Source organism: Saccharopolyspora sp. NPDC003752 (genome assembly GCF_053605825.1).
Map to the genome: position 1 here is coordinate 408,763 of NZ_JBSGJZ010000001.1, position 13,680 is coordinate 422,442.

Annotated in this window: 14 protein-coding genes; 3 read left to right on the forward strand and 11 right to left on the reverse strand. The window is 70.3% G+C overall.

Features of this window, described 5'->3' with window-relative positions; all coding sequences use genetic code 11:
- Positions 1 to 166: 166 nt before the first annotated feature.
- From ACWEV3_RS01990 to ACWEV3_RS02025, 8 genes are all read right to left on the reverse strand, one after another.
- Positions 167 to 1,024: a DegV family protein gene (locus ACWEV3_RS01990; RefSeq protein WP_452612074.1), complete on the reverse strand. Its 858-nt coding sequence runs from the start codon at positions 1,022 to 1,024 to the stop codon at positions 167 to 169.
- A gap of 34 nt (positions 1,025 to 1,058) precedes the next feature.
- On the reverse strand, positions 1,059 to 1,673 hold the full coding sequence (locus ACWEV3_RS01995) for a histidine phosphatase family protein (protein ID WP_452612075.1): 615 nt from the start codon (positions 1,671 to 1,673) through the stop codon (positions 1,059 to 1,061).
- Positions 1,670 to 2,068 carry a ribosome silencing factor gene (gene rsfS, locus ACWEV3_RS02000; protein WP_358576687.1) on the reverse strand — a complete coding sequence of 133 codons (399 nt, stop codon included), beginning with the start codon at positions 2,066 to 2,068 and terminating at the stop codon, positions 1,670 to 1,672. The genes ACWEV3_RS01995 and rsfS overlap by 4 nt, the downstream gene beginning before the upstream one ends.
- Positions 2,069 to 2,255: 187 nt before the next feature.
- Positions 2,256 to 2,879 (reverse strand): nicotinate-nucleotide adenylyltransferase, encoded by a 624-nt coding sequence (gene nadD, locus ACWEV3_RS02005; RefSeq protein ID WP_452612076.1) that lies wholly within the window; start codon positions 2,877 to 2,879, stop codon positions 2,256 to 2,258.
- Between the two features lie 286 nt (positions 2,880 to 3,165).
- Positions 3,166 to 3,387 carry a ferredoxin gene (locus ACWEV3_RS02010; protein ID WP_452612077.1) on the reverse strand — a complete coding sequence of 74 codons (222 nt, stop codon included), beginning with the start codon at positions 3,385 to 3,387 and terminating at the stop codon, positions 3,166 to 3,168.
- Positions 3,388 to 3,415: 28 nt separating this feature from the next.
- On the reverse strand, positions 3,416 to 4,621 hold the full coding sequence (locus tag ACWEV3_RS02015; protein WP_452612078.1) for a cytochrome P450: 1,206 nt from the start codon (positions 4,619 to 4,621) through the stop codon (positions 3,416 to 3,418).
- Between the two features lie 81 nt (positions 4,622 to 4,702).
- Positions 4,703 to 5,287, reverse strand: a complete 585-nt coding sequence (locus tag ACWEV3_RS02020; protein ID WP_452612079.1) for a TetR/AcrR family transcriptional regulator — start codon at positions 5,285 to 5,287, stop codon at positions 4,703 to 4,705.
- Between the two features lie 2 nt (positions 5,288 to 5,289).
- On the reverse strand, positions 5,290 to 6,630 hold the full coding sequence (locus ACWEV3_RS02025) for a glutamate-5-semialdehyde dehydrogenase (RefSeq protein ID WP_452612080.1): 1,341 nt from the start codon (positions 6,628 to 6,630) through the stop codon (positions 5,290 to 5,292).
- An 89-nt stretch (positions 6,631 to 6,719) separates the two neighbouring features.
- Here ACWEV3_RS02025 and ACWEV3_RS02030 point away from each other — a divergent pair, with 89 nt between their 5' ends.
- Positions 6,720 to 8,840: a RecQ family ATP-dependent DNA helicase gene (locus ACWEV3_RS02030; RefSeq protein WP_452612081.1), complete on the forward strand. Its 2,121-nt coding sequence runs from the start codon at positions 6,720 to 6,722 to the stop codon at positions 8,838 to 8,840.
- Between the two features lie 93 nt (positions 8,841 to 8,933).
- Here ACWEV3_RS02030 and ACWEV3_RS02035 read toward each other — a convergent pair whose 3' ends face one another.
- The 3 genes from ACWEV3_RS02035 to ACWEV3_RS02045 all read right to left on the reverse strand — a co-directional run bounded on the left by ACWEV3_RS02035 (position 8,934) and on the right by ACWEV3_RS02045 (position 11,778).
- A complete protein-coding gene (locus tag ACWEV3_RS02035; RefSeq protein WP_452612082.1) occupies positions 8,934 to 10,574 on the reverse strand; it encodes a DUF885 domain-containing protein in 1,641 nt (546 codons plus the stop codon).
- 158 nt (positions 10,575 to 10,732) lie between these two features.
- Complete coding sequence (locus ACWEV3_RS02040) at positions 10,733 to 10,930, reverse strand: DUF397 domain-containing protein (protein ID WP_132489149.1); 198 nt, start codon at positions 10,928 to 10,930, stop codon at positions 10,733 to 10,735.
- Positions 10,927 to 11,778 carry a helix-turn-helix domain-containing protein gene (locus ACWEV3_RS02045; RefSeq protein WP_452612083.1) on the reverse strand — a complete coding sequence of 284 codons (852 nt, stop codon included), beginning with the start codon at positions 11,776 to 11,778 and terminating at the stop codon, positions 10,927 to 10,929. Before ACWEV3_RS02045 ends, ACWEV3_RS02040 begins: the two co-directional genes overlap by 4 nt.
- A gap of 251 nt (positions 11,779 to 12,029) precedes the next feature.
- Here ACWEV3_RS02045 and ACWEV3_RS02050 point away from each other — a divergent pair, with 251 nt between their 5' ends.
- Together ACWEV3_RS02050 and ACWEV3_RS02055 are read left to right on the forward strand one after the other, a co-directional pair.
- A complete protein-coding gene (locus tag ACWEV3_RS02050; RefSeq protein ID WP_452612084.1) occupies positions 12,030 to 12,269 on the forward strand; it encodes a zinc finger protein in 240 nt (79 codons plus the stop codon).
- A gap of 117 nt (positions 12,270 to 12,386) precedes the next feature.
- Positions 12,387 to 13,664: an MFS transporter gene (locus tag ACWEV3_RS02055; protein ID WP_452612085.1), complete on the forward strand. Its 1,278-nt coding sequence runs from the start codon at positions 12,387 to 12,389 to the stop codon at positions 13,662 to 13,664.
- Positions 13,665 to 13,680 lie beyond the last annotated feature (16 nt).

The window sequence follows — 13,680 nt, forward strand, 5'->3', positions numbered from 1 at the left end:
CGAATTCGTCTGCACTGGAACGAAAACTCCGGATGTCAAACATGCGGTCGACGGTAGAGCAGACGAAAGTCGTTCCGCAGCTTTATTTTTCGCGGATAAGACCACTGTGGATCAAATCAGCGCCGGATTCAGCTCGAAGGTGTGGAATCCGCCAGCCGAAAGGTTTTCAGGCGTCCGAACGCCACCCGTTCGGGAGCACCACGACACCCACAGCGCCCGGCCCGATGTGCGCGCCGATCACCGCGCCCACCTCCGAAACGACGCAATCCACCGAATCACCGAGCTCGGCCCGGATCTGACCGGCGAGCCGCTCGGCGCGCTCCGGCGCGGCCAGGTGGTGCACCGCGATCGCGGCCCGGGAATCCGCCGCGCGCAACGAAATCTCCAGCAACCGGGCCATCGCCCGGGTGGTCGTGCGCACCTTCTCCAACGCGTCGATGCGACCGTCGTGCACGTGCAACAGCGGCTTTATGGCCAACGCGGTGCCCAACACCGCCGCAGCGGTCCCGATCCGCCCGCCACGCCGCAGGTATTCCAAGGTCTGCACGGAGAACAACGTCGTCGTGCGCTCGGCGGTCGAAGCCGCGACGCGCTCCACCTCGGTCAGCACAGCACCCGACTTCGCCGCCTCGGCGGCCGCGAGCACCGAAAAACCCAGCCCCATCGCGGTGGACCGGGAATCGACGACCCGGACCCGCTCGGGGTCGACCTCGCGCGCGGCCAGCCGCGCCGCGTCCCAGGTGCCCGACAGCTGCCGCGACAGGTGCACCGCGACCACGCCGTCGGCGCCGCCGTCCAACGCGTCCTGATATGCCTGCGCCAGTTCCTGCGGCGTCGCACCAGCAGTGGTGACCCGGTGCTTGCGGTCGAAAGCGCGCGCGAGATCGCCGGGACCGAAATCCGACTCGTCGACCGCGGCGGCCCCATCCACGCTGACGTGCAACGGAACGGTCCGCACCGCGTACTGCGCGGCGTATCCCGCCGGCAGGTACGCCGTCGAATCGGTGACGACTGCAATGGGCACGCCGCAACCCTACGACGTCACGGGCAGAACGCGATCAGCCCTCGACCCCGGCGTTGAAGGCGACCAGCCGCCAGCGACCGTCGTCGCCGCCGCGCCGCTTCAGCACGACCCAGCGGCAGTTGCCGATGCCGCCCAGACCCGGCCACAGGTCCAGCGGCAAGCCGACCAGCTTGGCGGTCAGCGCGGTGATCAGCCCGCCGTGCGCGCACAGCAACGCGGAGCCGTGCGGCTGCCCGTCGAGCTCCTCGACGACCTCCAGCGCGCGCTCGGCCACCTCGACGCGGGACTCGCCGCCCGGCGGCGCCCACGTCGGGTCCGCGCGCCACGTGCTCAAAGCCCCGGGCCAGTCCTGCTCGACCTCCGCGACGCTGAGCCCCTGCCACTCCCCGAGGTGCGTCTCGCGCAGCCGCTTTTCCAGCCGCACCGAAGCCCCGCTGACCTCGGCGAACGCGGCCGCCGTCGTGCGGGCCCGGTTCAGGTCGGAGCTGAGCGCGGCGTCCGGGGCGAACCGGGCGATCGCCGGCGCCGCGCGCCGGGCCTGCTCCTGACCGGTCTCGGTCAGCGAGCTGTCGAGATGCCCCTGCATGCGGCCCGTCGCGTTGTAGTCAGTCTCCCCGTGCCGCCAGAGCACCAGCTGGTCGAGGCTCACGATTCGGCGTCCGGCGAGTCCGCCTCGGCGGGCGCGTTCTGGTCCTCGAACTCGATCCGCGGGCAGTCCTTCCACAGCCGTTCCAGCTGGTAGAAGGCGCGCTCGTCGGAGTGCTGGACGTGCACCACGACGTCGACGAAGTCCAGCAGGACCCACCGGCCCTCGCGCGCGCCTTCTCGGCGCACCGGCTTGGACCCGGCGGCGCGCAGCTTCTCCTCGACCGCGTCGACGATCGCTTCGACGTGCCGCTCGTTGGGCGCGGATGCGATCAGGAAGCAGTCGGTGATGACCAGCTGCTCGGAGACATCGAGCAAGACCACGTCGGTGGCCTTCTTGTCCGCCGCGGCCTGCGCCGCGATCAGAGCCAGCCGTCGGGCGTTCTCGGTGGCTGCCACGTCACTCCTCTCGGGTGGGTCCGGTGTGCGACCCACGCCGGGTAGAGGATAGCCAGCCCGCCCCGCACCAGGCCGAACCCGCCTCCACGGCCACCGAGCCGGACATCCACGTCCGAAGCATGTCACTCCCGGAACACCAGAAGTCCCACCTGGTCAAACAGGCGCGGGAACGAGGACTCGCCGCCGGTCAGGACGGCGACGCCGGTCCCCACTCGGTTCCGGAGTCGTCCCGGTACAGGCCTCGCTTGGTGATGTACTGCACGATTCCGTCCGGGACCAGGTACCAGACCGGCAGGCCCGCCCGGACCCGGTCCCGGCAGCCGGTCGACGAGATCGCCATCGCCGGGATCTCCACCAGCGACACCGCCCCCGCGGGCAGGTGGGCGCCGTTGAGCGAGTAGCCGGGCCGGGTCACGCCGATGAAGTGCGCCAGGTCGAAGAGCTCTTCGACCCGGTGCCAGGACAGGATCTGCTCCAGCGCGTCCGCACCGGTGATGAAGTACAGCTCCGCGTCCGGGAACTGCTCGTGCAGATCCGTGAGGGTGTCCGCGGTGTAGGTCGGGCCGCTTCGGTCGATGTCGACGCGGCTGACCAGGAATCGCGGGTTGGACGCGGTGGCGATCACCGTCATCAGGTAGCGGTCCTCGGCGGGGCTGACCACCTCGTGGCTCTTCTGCCAAGGCTGGCCGGTGGGCACGAAGACGACCAGTTCCAGGCCGAACTGGGCCTGCACCTCGCTGGCCGCGACCAGGTGTCCGTGATGAATGGGATCGAAGGTGCCACCCATGACCCCGATCCTGCGACGAGACATAGCTGCCAAGCCTAGGAAGTCGACGTTCCGCGGTGGTCGGCGGGGCGTGCGTCGTACATCACCCCGGCTGTGGGGCCCGGCTCGCACTCCCCTGCGAACCGGGCCTCACGCCACGCCGACCGTGGAGCCCGGCCCACGCTCCCCCCTGAGCCGGGCCCCACGGCCCTGCACGACCCTCGGCGGCTGGGGGCCCACCTCGGGTCGCCGGCGCTGCCATTTCTCAGGCGCGCACCGGTGTGACGCGCGGATCCGGGCACCCATGACGCGGGCACGAATGTGTCCTACGTCACTCTTCCGGGGCCACTACGTCGCCGGTCTCGGCGTCCTTGACCAGGATCGCCTCCACGGGGCAGGACTCCGCCGCGTCGACCACCTGGTCGGCCGGGTCCACCGCCGCGCTCCTGGCGCAGCCGTACCCGTCCACCAGCTCGAAGTGATCAGGCGCGACACCGGCGCACATGCCGGAACCGATGCAGGTGTCCGCATCGACCTCGATCGTCCAGCTCATTGCCCACCTCTTCCAGTCATGAGGGAGATCACTCGACACCTTGCCACGTCAGCACCATCCGCTGGGGCCCCCGGACGAGCATTCCGCTCTTCCACTCGACGTCTGCCGCGGATGTCGCGAACCGCAGCCCCGGCAGCCGGGTCAGCAGCGTGCGCAGCGCGACCTGCAACTCCAGCCGCGCGAGCTGGGCGCCGAGGCAGTGGTGCGGGCCGTGCCCGAAGCCGAGGTGCGTCGCCTCCCGGCGGGTCAGGTCGAGCTGCTCGGGATCGCTGAACACCCCCTCGTCGCGGTTCGCGGCCGACGCGCTGACCATGACCGGCTCGCCGGCCCGCACCAGCACGCCGCCCAGCTCCACGTCCTCGGTGGCGTATCGCGGGAAGCCGGCGCCGACACCGAGCGGCACGTAGCGCATCAGCTCCTCGACGGCCTGCGGCACCGCGTCGAGGTTCTCGCGCAGCCCGGCGAGCTGCTCCGGGTGCGTCAGCAGCACGTAGACGAAGTTCGGGATCTGGGTCGCGGTGGTCTCGTGACCGGCCACCAGGATCCCCGCCGCCAGCCGGACGAGCTCGTCCTCGGACAGCTTGTCCTGCTCGTCGCGGGCCGCGATCAACGCGCTGAGCAGGTCGTCGGCGGGTTCCTCGCGGCGTTGGGCGATCAGCCCGGCGATGTAGCCGAACATCTTGTCGATGTAGTCGGTCACCTGCTCCGGCGTGAGCTTCGTAGTGGACAGGAACGCGTCCGACCACACCCGGAAGTCCCCGCGGTCGGCATAGGGCACGCCGAGCAGTTCGCAGATGACGGTGATCGGCAGCGGCAGCGCGAATTCCTCGACGAGGTCGGCGGGTCCGCCTCGTTCGATCATCCGGTTCACCAGCCCGTCGGCGATCTCCTGGGTCCGCGGCCTCAGCTGTTCCACGCGGCGCGCGGTGAATGCCTTCGCCACCAGCTTGCGGAGACGGGTGTGGTCCGGCGGGTCCATGCTGAGCAGTCCGCCTTGCGGGCTGTTCGGCCGCAGCCTCGGCTCGTCGTGGTCGAGCGCGGCGGCGCGGCTGAAGCGCGGGTCGCCCAGCACGATCTTGGTGTCTTCGTATCGGGTCGCGAGCCAAGCCGTCTCGCCGTAGGGCAGCTGGACCCGGGTCAGCGGTTCCTGCTCGCGCAGGCGGGCGTAGATGGGATCCAGGTTCAGCTTGTCGGCCGCGCTGAAGGGATAGGTCCTCGGCTCCGTGGTGGTCATGCACAGCTCCTGGTGGACGTGATGTAAGCAGGCGCTTACATCATCACCGTACGCCGGCCCCAGCGCAGGTGCACGCCTTGATCACTTTTCGTCCGGAAGGTCCGTTCGTTCCAGCAGAACGGAAATCCCGCGCGCCACGTGGCGCGCGACCGCCTCCGGATCGGCGTCCGCCAACGGGGACTTGCCCAGCACCGAGCGGACCATGCCGATACCGAACAGCCACGCCAGCACCAGATCCGCGCGCAGCTCGGCGTCCGGCGCGTCCGTGAGCTCCGCCAGCCGGGCCGCGTAGCGTGCGCCCAGCTCCTCGCGCAGCACATGCGCGGCCCGCTCGTCGCTGTAGGAGCGCAGCATCGCCGCGATCGGATGCTCAGGACCGCTGAGCTGGTCCGCGGACAAGAGGTTGCCGAGGATCCGCAGCGGCAGCTCCTCCGGCGGCTGCGCTTCGAGCAGCCGGGCGCTGTCGTGGCTGAGCACCGCCGCGAAAAGCTCCTGCTTGGAGCCGAAGTAGCGGAACAGCAGGGCCTGGTTCACCCCCGCCCGCGCCGCCACGTCGCGCACCGTGGTCGCGTTGAAGCCGCGCTCGGCGAACAACGCCGACGCGGCCTGCAACAGCGCGTCCTTGGTGGCGGCCGAGTCACGTTTGCGGCGCGGCGCCTGGGTCAAGGTCAGCTCCCCGGGCAGGAACTGGTGCTCGACGGGGCGGAGCCCGGCCGCACGTGCCCGTCGCCGAAGGCCAGCCACTTCGTGGACGTCAGCTCCGGCAGGCCCATCGGCCCGCGGGCGTGCAGCTTCTGGGTGGAGATGCCGATCTCGGCACCCATCCCGAACTCGGCGCCGTCGGTGAACGCGGTGGAGGCGTTGACCATCACCGCCGCGGCGTCCACCTGGACGGTGAACTGCCGGGCCGCGCGGACGTCGCTGGTCACGATGGCCTCGGTGTGCCCGGAACCGTGGGCGCGGATGTGCTCGACGGCGTGAGGCATCGAGTCGACCACCGCCGCCGCGATGTCCAGCGACAAGAACTCGGTGTCCCAGTCCTCGTCGGTCGCCGCGACCACGTTGGAGCCGCCGACCGCGATGACGCGCTCATCACCGTGCACCGTCACGCCCGCGCCGTGCAGCTCGGCGAGCGCCCGGGGCAGGAACTCCTCGGCGATGTCCTTGTGCACCAGCACGGTTTCCGCCGCGTTGCACACGCTCGGGCGCCGGGCCTTGGAGTTGAGCAGGATCCGCAGCGCGGTGTCGATGTCCGCGGTCGCGTCGACGTACACGTGGCAGTTGCCGACGCCGGTCTCGATAGCGGGCACCGTGGCGTTCTCCACGACGGCGGAGATCAGCCCGGCACCGCCGCGCGGGATCACCACGTCCACCAGGCCGCGCGCGGTGATCAAGTGCTGCACGGACGCCCGGTCGTGGCACGGTAGGAGCTGCACGGCGTCGGCAGGCAGGCCGCGCTCGCGGACCACGTCGGCGAGGATCGACACCAGCACGGTGTTGGAGTGCTCCGCCGAGGACGAGCCCCTCAGCAGCACCGCGTTGCCCGACTTCAGCGTCAGGCCCGCGGCGTCCACGGTGACGTTGGGACGACCCTCGTAGACGATCCCGACCACGCCGAGCGGCACCCGGACCTGCTGCAGCTGCAACCCGTTGGGCAGCACGCTGCCGCGCACCACCTCGCCCACCGGGTCCGGCAGACCGGCGACCGTGCGCAGCCCGTCGGCCATCGCCTCGACGCGCTCGGTGCTCAGGCTCAGCCTGTCGATCAGGCTCTCCGGCATCCCGGACTCGCGGCCGGCGGCGACGTCCCTGTCGTTGGCGGCGAGGATCTCCGGCGCCCGCCGCACCAGCGCGTCGGCCATCGCGTGCAGCAACGCGTCCTTGTCGCCCCGGGTGGCCTGCGCCAGCTCGGCCGCCGCCCGCTTGGCGCGCCGCGCCGCGTCGCGGACCTGCTCCCGCAGCTCGTCGCCGGACACCTTGCCTGTGATCGTGGACTCGGTGGTGGTCACCCGCCCAGACTAGTCCGTTCGGTCCTCGTCCCGGCACCGGATTTCACCCCGGACGTGCGGCGTCGTGGGCATCCGGTAGGAATCGGGGCGTGGACGAAAACGCGCTGCGCGAACTCGCCGACGACCGACTCCGCGCGCTGGCCGGCCCCGACGCCGCGCTGCGCGAGGACCAGTGGAGCGCCATCCGCGCCCTGGTGCTGGAACGCCGCCGCGCGCTGGTGGTGCAGCGCACCGGCTGGGGGAAGTCCGCCGTCTACTTCATCGCCACCGCGCTTCTGCGCGAGCTCGGCGAGGGTCCGACGGTGATCGTTTCGCCGCTGCTCGCGCTGATGCGCAACCAGGTCGACGCGGCCGCTGCCGCCGGGGTGCACGCCGCCACGATCAACTCCGCGAACCCCGACGAGTGGGCCGACATCGAGGAGCAGGTCGCCTCCGGCGAGGTGGACGTGCTGCTGGTCAGCCCGGAGCGGCTGAACAACCCCGATTTCCGCGACACGATCCTGCCCGAGCTCACGCAGACCGCGGGCCTGCTGGTGGTGGACGAGGCGCACTGCATCTCCGACTGGGGCCACGACTTCCGCCCGGACTACCGGCGGCTGCGGACGCTGCTCACGGAGCTGCCGGAGGGCGTCCCGGTGCTGGCGACCACCGCCACCGCGAACGACCGCGTCGTGCAGGACGTCTCCGACCAGCTCGGGGTCGGCGGCGAGTACACCGATCCGCAGGAAACGCTGGTGCTGCGCGGCACGCTGGACCGGGAGAGCCTGCGGCTGGGCGTCGTCCGGTTGCCCTCGGCGGAAGCGCGGCTGGGGTGGCTGGCGAGCCACCTGAAGGAGCTGCCCGGCTCCGGCATCATCTACACGCTGACCGTGGCGGCGACCGATGAGATCGCCGCCTACCTGCGTGATCAGGGCTACGAGGTGGCGTCCTACTCGGGCCGCACCGATCCCGGCGAGCGGCAGCAGGCCGAGGCGGACTTGCTGGCGAACCGGGTCAAGGCGCTGGTCGCGACCTCGGCGCTGGGCATGGGTTTCGACAAGCCCGACCTCGGTTTCGTGGTCCACCTGGGCGCGCCGTCCTCGCCGATCGCCTACTACCAGCAGATCGGCCGCGCGGGACGCGGCGTGCAGCGGGCCGAGGTGCTGCTGCTGCCCGGGCCGGAGGACCGCGACATCTGGAGCTACTTCGCGTCGCTGGCGTTCCCGCCGGAGCCGACCGTGCGCGCGGTGCTCGACGCGCTGGCGCAGCACGAGCGCATGTCGACGGCCGCGTTGGAGCCGCACGTCGAGCTGGGACGCACCCGGCTGGAGATGGTGCTGAAGGTGCTGGACGTCGACGGGGCCGTCCGCCGGGTGAAGGGCGGCTGGGAGGCCACCGGCGAGCCGTGGCACTACGACGCCGAGCGCTACGCCCGCATCGCCGCGGAGCGGAAGTCCGAGCAGCAGGCGATGCTCGACTACCTCGGCACGTCGTCGTGCCGCATGGAGTTCCTCCGGCGGCAGCTGGACGATCCGGCGGCCGAACCCTGCGGCCGCTGCGACAACTGCACCGGCTCCGGCTATTCCGGGGACGTCGACGACCAGGCCGTGCAGCAGGCCGGGGAGCGCCTGCGGCGGCCCGGCGTGGAGGTTTCGCCGCGCAAGATGTGGCCGAGCGGGATGGACTCGCTGGGCGTCCCGGCGTCCGGCAAGCTGCCCGCCGGGGAGCAGGCCACCACGGGCCGGGCGATCGGGCGGCTCACCGACATCGGCTGGGGCAACCGGCTGCGCGAACTGCTCGCCACCGGCGCGCCCGACCAGGAACTGCCGGACGACCTGTTCCAGGCCGGGATCAAGGTGCTGGCCGCGTGGGAGTGGGCTCAGCGCCCGGTGGGCGTGGTCGCGCTCGGTTCGCGGACGCGCCCCCTGCTGGTGCGCAGCCTGGCGGAGCGGATCGCCACGATCGGCCGGCTGCCGCTGCTCGGCGAGGTGCTGACGAACCCGAACACGACGCCCCGGCGCGCCACGAACAGCGCGCAGCGGGTGGCTTCGCTGTGGCAGCAGTTCAAGGTCCCCGAGGAACTCGCCGCCAAGCTGTCCACACTGGATGGACCGGTGCTGCTGATGGACGACTACGCCGACACCGGCTGGACCGTCACCGTCGTCAGCCGCCTGCTCCGCCAGGCGGGCGCCCCGGCGGTCCTGCCCTTCACCCTCGCCACCACTTCGTGAGCGGATCTGGACGCTGAGCCGCTGCTCATGACCCGTGCGCACTTCGTGCTGCCATAGCAGCACGAAGTACGCACGGGCGAGCAGTCCTGCGCTTCAGCCCTGCGCTCGCACCCATCCGGCGATGACCTCGTCCAGGACCGGCATCGGCAGCGGGCCGTTGCCGATGACCACGTCGTGGAACGCCCTGAGGTCGAATGCCGGACCCAGCTGCGCTTCGGCCTTGGCGCGCAGCCGCTGGATCTCCAGGCGGCCGACCAGATAGGACAGCGCCTGCCCCGGATTTTCGATGTACCGGTCGGTTTCCGACTGGATCTCGACCTCCGGCATCACCGTGTTCGTCCGCAAGAAGTCCACCACCTGCCGACGACTCCAGCCGAAGGCGTGCAGCCCGGTGTCCACCACCAGCCGCGCCGCGCGCATCGAATCCATCGCGAGCATGCCCAGCCGGGCGATGTCGTCCGAGTACAGGCCGGCCTCGTCGGCGAACCGCTCCGCGTACAGGCCCCAGCCCTCCATGAACGCGTTGATCCACGCGGCCCGCCGGATCAGCGGCACCCCGGTCAGCTCCTGCGCGAGGGTGATCTGGAAGTGGTGTCCCGGAACGGCTTCGTGGAACGCCGTCGCCTCGGCCAGGAACCGGGGGCGCTCCTCGGCTCGGTAGGTGTTGGCGTAGTAGATCCCCGGCCTGGAGCCGTCCAGCGGCGCCGGGAGGTACGCGGCCGCGGTCGCACTCGCCTCGCGGTCCGCCGGGACGGCTTCCACCCGGCACCGCTGCGCCGGCTGCCGCCCGAACCACTCCGGCGCCGCCTCTTCGGCACGGGAGATCGCCGCCTGGGCCGCCCCGAGCAGCTCCGCGGCGTTCTGCCAGCACAACGCCGGATCGGTGCGCATCCGCTGCTGCACCTCGGCGGCGGTTCGCAGGCCGAATTCCCGCGAACCGATTTCCGCGTATTCCTCGGCAAGTCCTTCGATCGCCGCGAGCCCGGTGCGGTGCAGCTCCTCCGGGGTCCAGTCGACCGTGGTGTGCATCCGGGCCAGTGCCGCGTAAGTCTCCGCACCGCCCGGCAGCCAGCACAGCCCCGGCCGGTCGTCGGGACGGCCGTGCGGCCGGATCTCGGTGTGCAGGACGTTGCGGTACGCGGCGAACGCCGGCCGGACCGCGTCGGTGAGCAGCCGATCCCGCTCGTCGGCGCAGCGCAACGGCGCCTGCCGCAACGGATCGCTTTCCAGGGCCGACAGGTAGGTATCGAGGTGCGCGACCGCATCCCGGACCCGGCGCGCGACCGGCGTCCGCCCCGCCGCCGCGCCGTGGCGGTGCCGATCCGCCGCTTTGGCAAGGAAATCGGGGATCGCGGCGAGCCTGGTCAGGAAGTCCTGTTCCTGCTGTGGCCCGGACGGCCGCACTGCGGGCAGGAGTTCGAGCAGCTTGGCGATCGGCGAGACCAGCAGGTCGTGCATGGTGTGTTCGACCAGCCGCGCGCCGAGCCGCGTCGCGACCGCCTCTGCCTGCTGCACCACCACACCGCGGGTGATCCGGTCCTCGGGCGGCGGATCGAGCGAGCGGGCCGCGGCGGCGATGCGCAGCGCGCGCTCCCGGATCGCGGACTCCGCGGACTCGTCGAGATCGCCCAGCCGGTGGTCGATTCCCGGTATCCCCTGCAGGAGTTCGTTCAGCGGATCCTCATCCGCCAGGACCTCGATCAGCTCGTCGGCGAGCTCGCGCGCGGTGTTCACCGGACCAGTCTGCCCTACGCGGCGACGCATTCGACCGAATTCGGCCAACGGGTGCAATTCACCCGAAGTAGGTCATGAAAAGGTGCGAAGGCGAATGAAATGCGGAAAACCGGCTCGGTGCCCTCGAACCGACGCCGAGGGCACCGCAGGAGTCGACGTCAGGAATCGAATCGGCCGGCGCGCACGCCGGCGACGAACGATCTCCATTGACCACCCGAAACCGCGAAGTACCCCGCAGCCCGGTTCTTCGAATCCCGGACGGCCGCGCCGTCACCGAAGCGGCCGACCTCGACGCAGTCGCTCACCTGCGCCGACCGGCTCGACTTCCGCCAACCAACCGGCTGTGCCGTAGTCACGCAATGGCCTCCATCTCGTTCGCACACTTGGCGATGAACCCGATCGATTCGTCGTGATCCATCGCGAACGAGAGCAGGGTAGTGATCGCGTCCAGGTATTCCTGCGCTAGTCCGGGGTTGTACAGAAAGGCGGCGGATCGGTAGTGCTCCAAGTGGACGATCGGCTGCGCCTTCGGGAATTCGAACACCACGAACGGGCCGACATGACCGGGATGCCAGGACGTCGAACCGCTCGCCACGACGCGGACTTCGATGTTGGACCATTCCGCCAGTTCCGCGACCTTGCGGAGCTGGTCGGCCATCACGGCGTACCCACCGATCGGTTCCCGCAGCGCGTGTTCGCTGATGATCGCCGTCAGGTGCGGGCCGTTGCGCGCGGAGAGGATCTCCCGGCGGCCGACGCGCATCAGCACCAGTTTCTCCACCTCGCCGACCGGCCTGCCGCGCATCACGGCGCGCGCGTAGTCGGAGGTCTGCAGCAGCCCGGGCACCAGCCCGGTGGCCACATTGGTGATGCGGGTGGCGGTGCGCTCGAACTCGATCAGCGCGGTCAGCTCCTGCCGCACGCCGGCGCGATCCGCGGTGAGCCAGTTCGGCACGTCGGCGTCGCGCGCCATCTCGACGAGTCGATCACGTTCGGTGGCCGAAACCCCCAGCGCCGTCACGAACGCGGCCACCACTTCCGGCGGCGGCACGGACTTGCCCGTCTCGTACCGCATCAGCTTGACGTGATTGGTGTCGAGCTCCTGTGCCAGCGCGCGGAGGCTCTTGCCGACCAGTTCCCGGGCTTCGCGCAGCTCAGCCCCGAGCGCGCGGGCCTTCGGCGTGCCGCCAGTGGTACGGGTCATGAAACATAGCGAAACAGAATTCGGGTCTGGTAACTACTACCTGTTCAGGTAATTGGCCAGCCGTTTCAGTACCACCAGAATGGTACGTGCGACGACGTCCGATCAGGAGGGCACCGGCCAGCCTCGCAGCCGCCCGGCGCGTCCTCGGTGTCCAGCACCGCGATCCCGGCGACGTCGTACCCCCGGAACCGGCTGCCGGACGCGACAAGCGGCGGACGCCTCAGTCGAGTTGGAACAGGCGGTGATCTTGCATGCCTCACCCGTTTCGCTGGCAACCCGGCGATGGGCAGCGCCACGCCACGCTGAAACCCCGGCCCCACGGCGGTTTTCCGGTGGACGCGCAGATCGAAACGCTGTGCGGCAAGCAGATCACCGTGGACAACTCCGACGTCGCATGGCTGTGGACGACGTGCCCGGAGTGCAACCGGTTCGCGCACGAACTGACCGGTACTCCGATCGCGCCCTGTAGTCCAGGTCCTCCCACAGGGTGAATTGGGATCTTCCGTACGGGCGACCCAGACCGTACTGTGTCGTCACCCGTACGAAGCCCGGAGAACAACAGCACATCTCCGGCGCACGGGCGTCCTGCCATGACACCGGAGGATGCGATGGCGCACGAAGCGGCGACGGCCGAGGATTCCCGACTACCCATCCGAACCCTGGTCGCCGCCAGCATCGGCAACGCGGTCGAGTGGTACGACTGGACCATCTACACCGCCTTCAGCGTCTACTTCGCCGCGGCGTTCTTCCCCGGTGAGCTCGCGCTGATCAACACGCTGGCCACGTTCGCGCTGGCGTTCTTCTTCCGCCCGCTCGGCGGCTGGCTGCTCGGGCGGTTCGCCGACCTCCGGGGCCGCAAGACGGCGATGCTGGTGACCATCTCGCTGATGGCCGGTGGCTCGCTGATCATCGGCCTGCTGCCGACGTTCGAGTCGATCGGCTGGGCCGCGGCGATCCTGCTGGTCCTGGCGCGCATCGGGCAGGGCCTTTCGCTCGGCGGCGAGGTGTCCAACGCATCGGCCTACCTGGCGGAGATCGCCCCGGCCGCCAAGCGCGGCCGCTACTCGGCGTTCTTCTACATCTCGACCGGCTCCGCGCTGCTCGTCGCCTCGCTGCTCGGCTACACGCTGACGGCGCTGCTCACCGAGGAGCAGCTCACCGACTTCGGCTGGCGGATCCCGTTCCTGATCGGTGGCGTGCTCGGGCTGCTCGGCATCTGGCTGCGCCGCACGCTCGAGGAGACCGAGCAGTTCGAGGACAACCGAGCCAAGGCCAAGGCGCTGAAGAATCCGCTGTGGATGACGCTCAAGCACCACCCCAAGGCGGTCGGCCAGCTGGTGGGCTTCAGCATGCTGTCCACGCTCTGCTACTACACGTTCTTCAGCGCGCTGACGCCGTTCGCGGTGAAGACCCGGCACGCCGACGCCACCGACGTGTTCCTCGCGCTGTCGATCGCCACTGCGCTGTTCATCGCGCTGCAGTACCCGATGGGCGCGCTGTCGGACCGCATCGGGCGAAAGCCGCAGCTGCTGGTGTGGTCGGCGGCGACCGCGGTCCTCATCGTGCCGCTGTCCACATTGGTCCGTCCCGGGCTGGGCGGCCTGCTCGTGGTGTTCTGCGTGGGAATCGCGTTGTACACCGCGATGACCTCGATCGCTCCGGCGATCATGTCGGAGCTGTTCCCGACCGAGCTGCGCGGCCTGGGCATCGGCGCCTGGTACAACCTCACCGTCGCGATCTTCGGCGGCACCGCCCCGCTGGTGATCCAGACGCTGGCGCGCTACGAGCTGTCGACGATGTTCTTCTGGTACATCGCAATCGCCTCGGCGATCGCGTTCTTCGTGATCCGCACGCTGCCCGAGACCAAGGGCACCGAGCTCCGCTGACCTCGGCCCGGACGAC

What these genes read in the sequence shown, in the direction of transcription:
- ACWEV3_RS02015 (WP_452612078.1), bottom strand. Translation starts at nt 4,621, where the DNA reads ATGACCACCACGGAGCCGAGGACCTATCCCTTCAGCGCGGCCGACAAG.
- ACWEV3_RS02010 (WP_452612077.1), bottom strand. Translation starts at nt 3,387, where the DNA reads ATGAGCTGGACGATCGAGGTCGATGCGGACACCTGCATCGGTTCCGGC.
- ACWEV3_RS02055 (WP_452612085.1), top strand. Translation starts at nt 12,387, where the DNA reads ATGGCGCACGAAGCGGCGACGGCCGAGGATTCCCGACTACCCATCCGA.
- nadD (WP_452612076.1), bottom strand. Translation starts at nt 2,879, where the DNA reads ATGTCTCGTCGCAGGATCGGGGTCATGGGTGGCACCTTCGATCCCATT.
- ACWEV3_RS02050 (WP_452612084.1), top strand. Translation starts at nt 12,030, where the DNA reads ATGCCTCACCCGTTTCGCTGGCAACCCGGCGATGGGCAGCGCCACGCC.
- ACWEV3_RS02045 (WP_452612083.1), bottom strand. Translation starts at nt 11,778, where the DNA reads ATGACCCGTACCACTGGCGGCACGCCGAAGGCCCGCGCGCTCGGGGCT.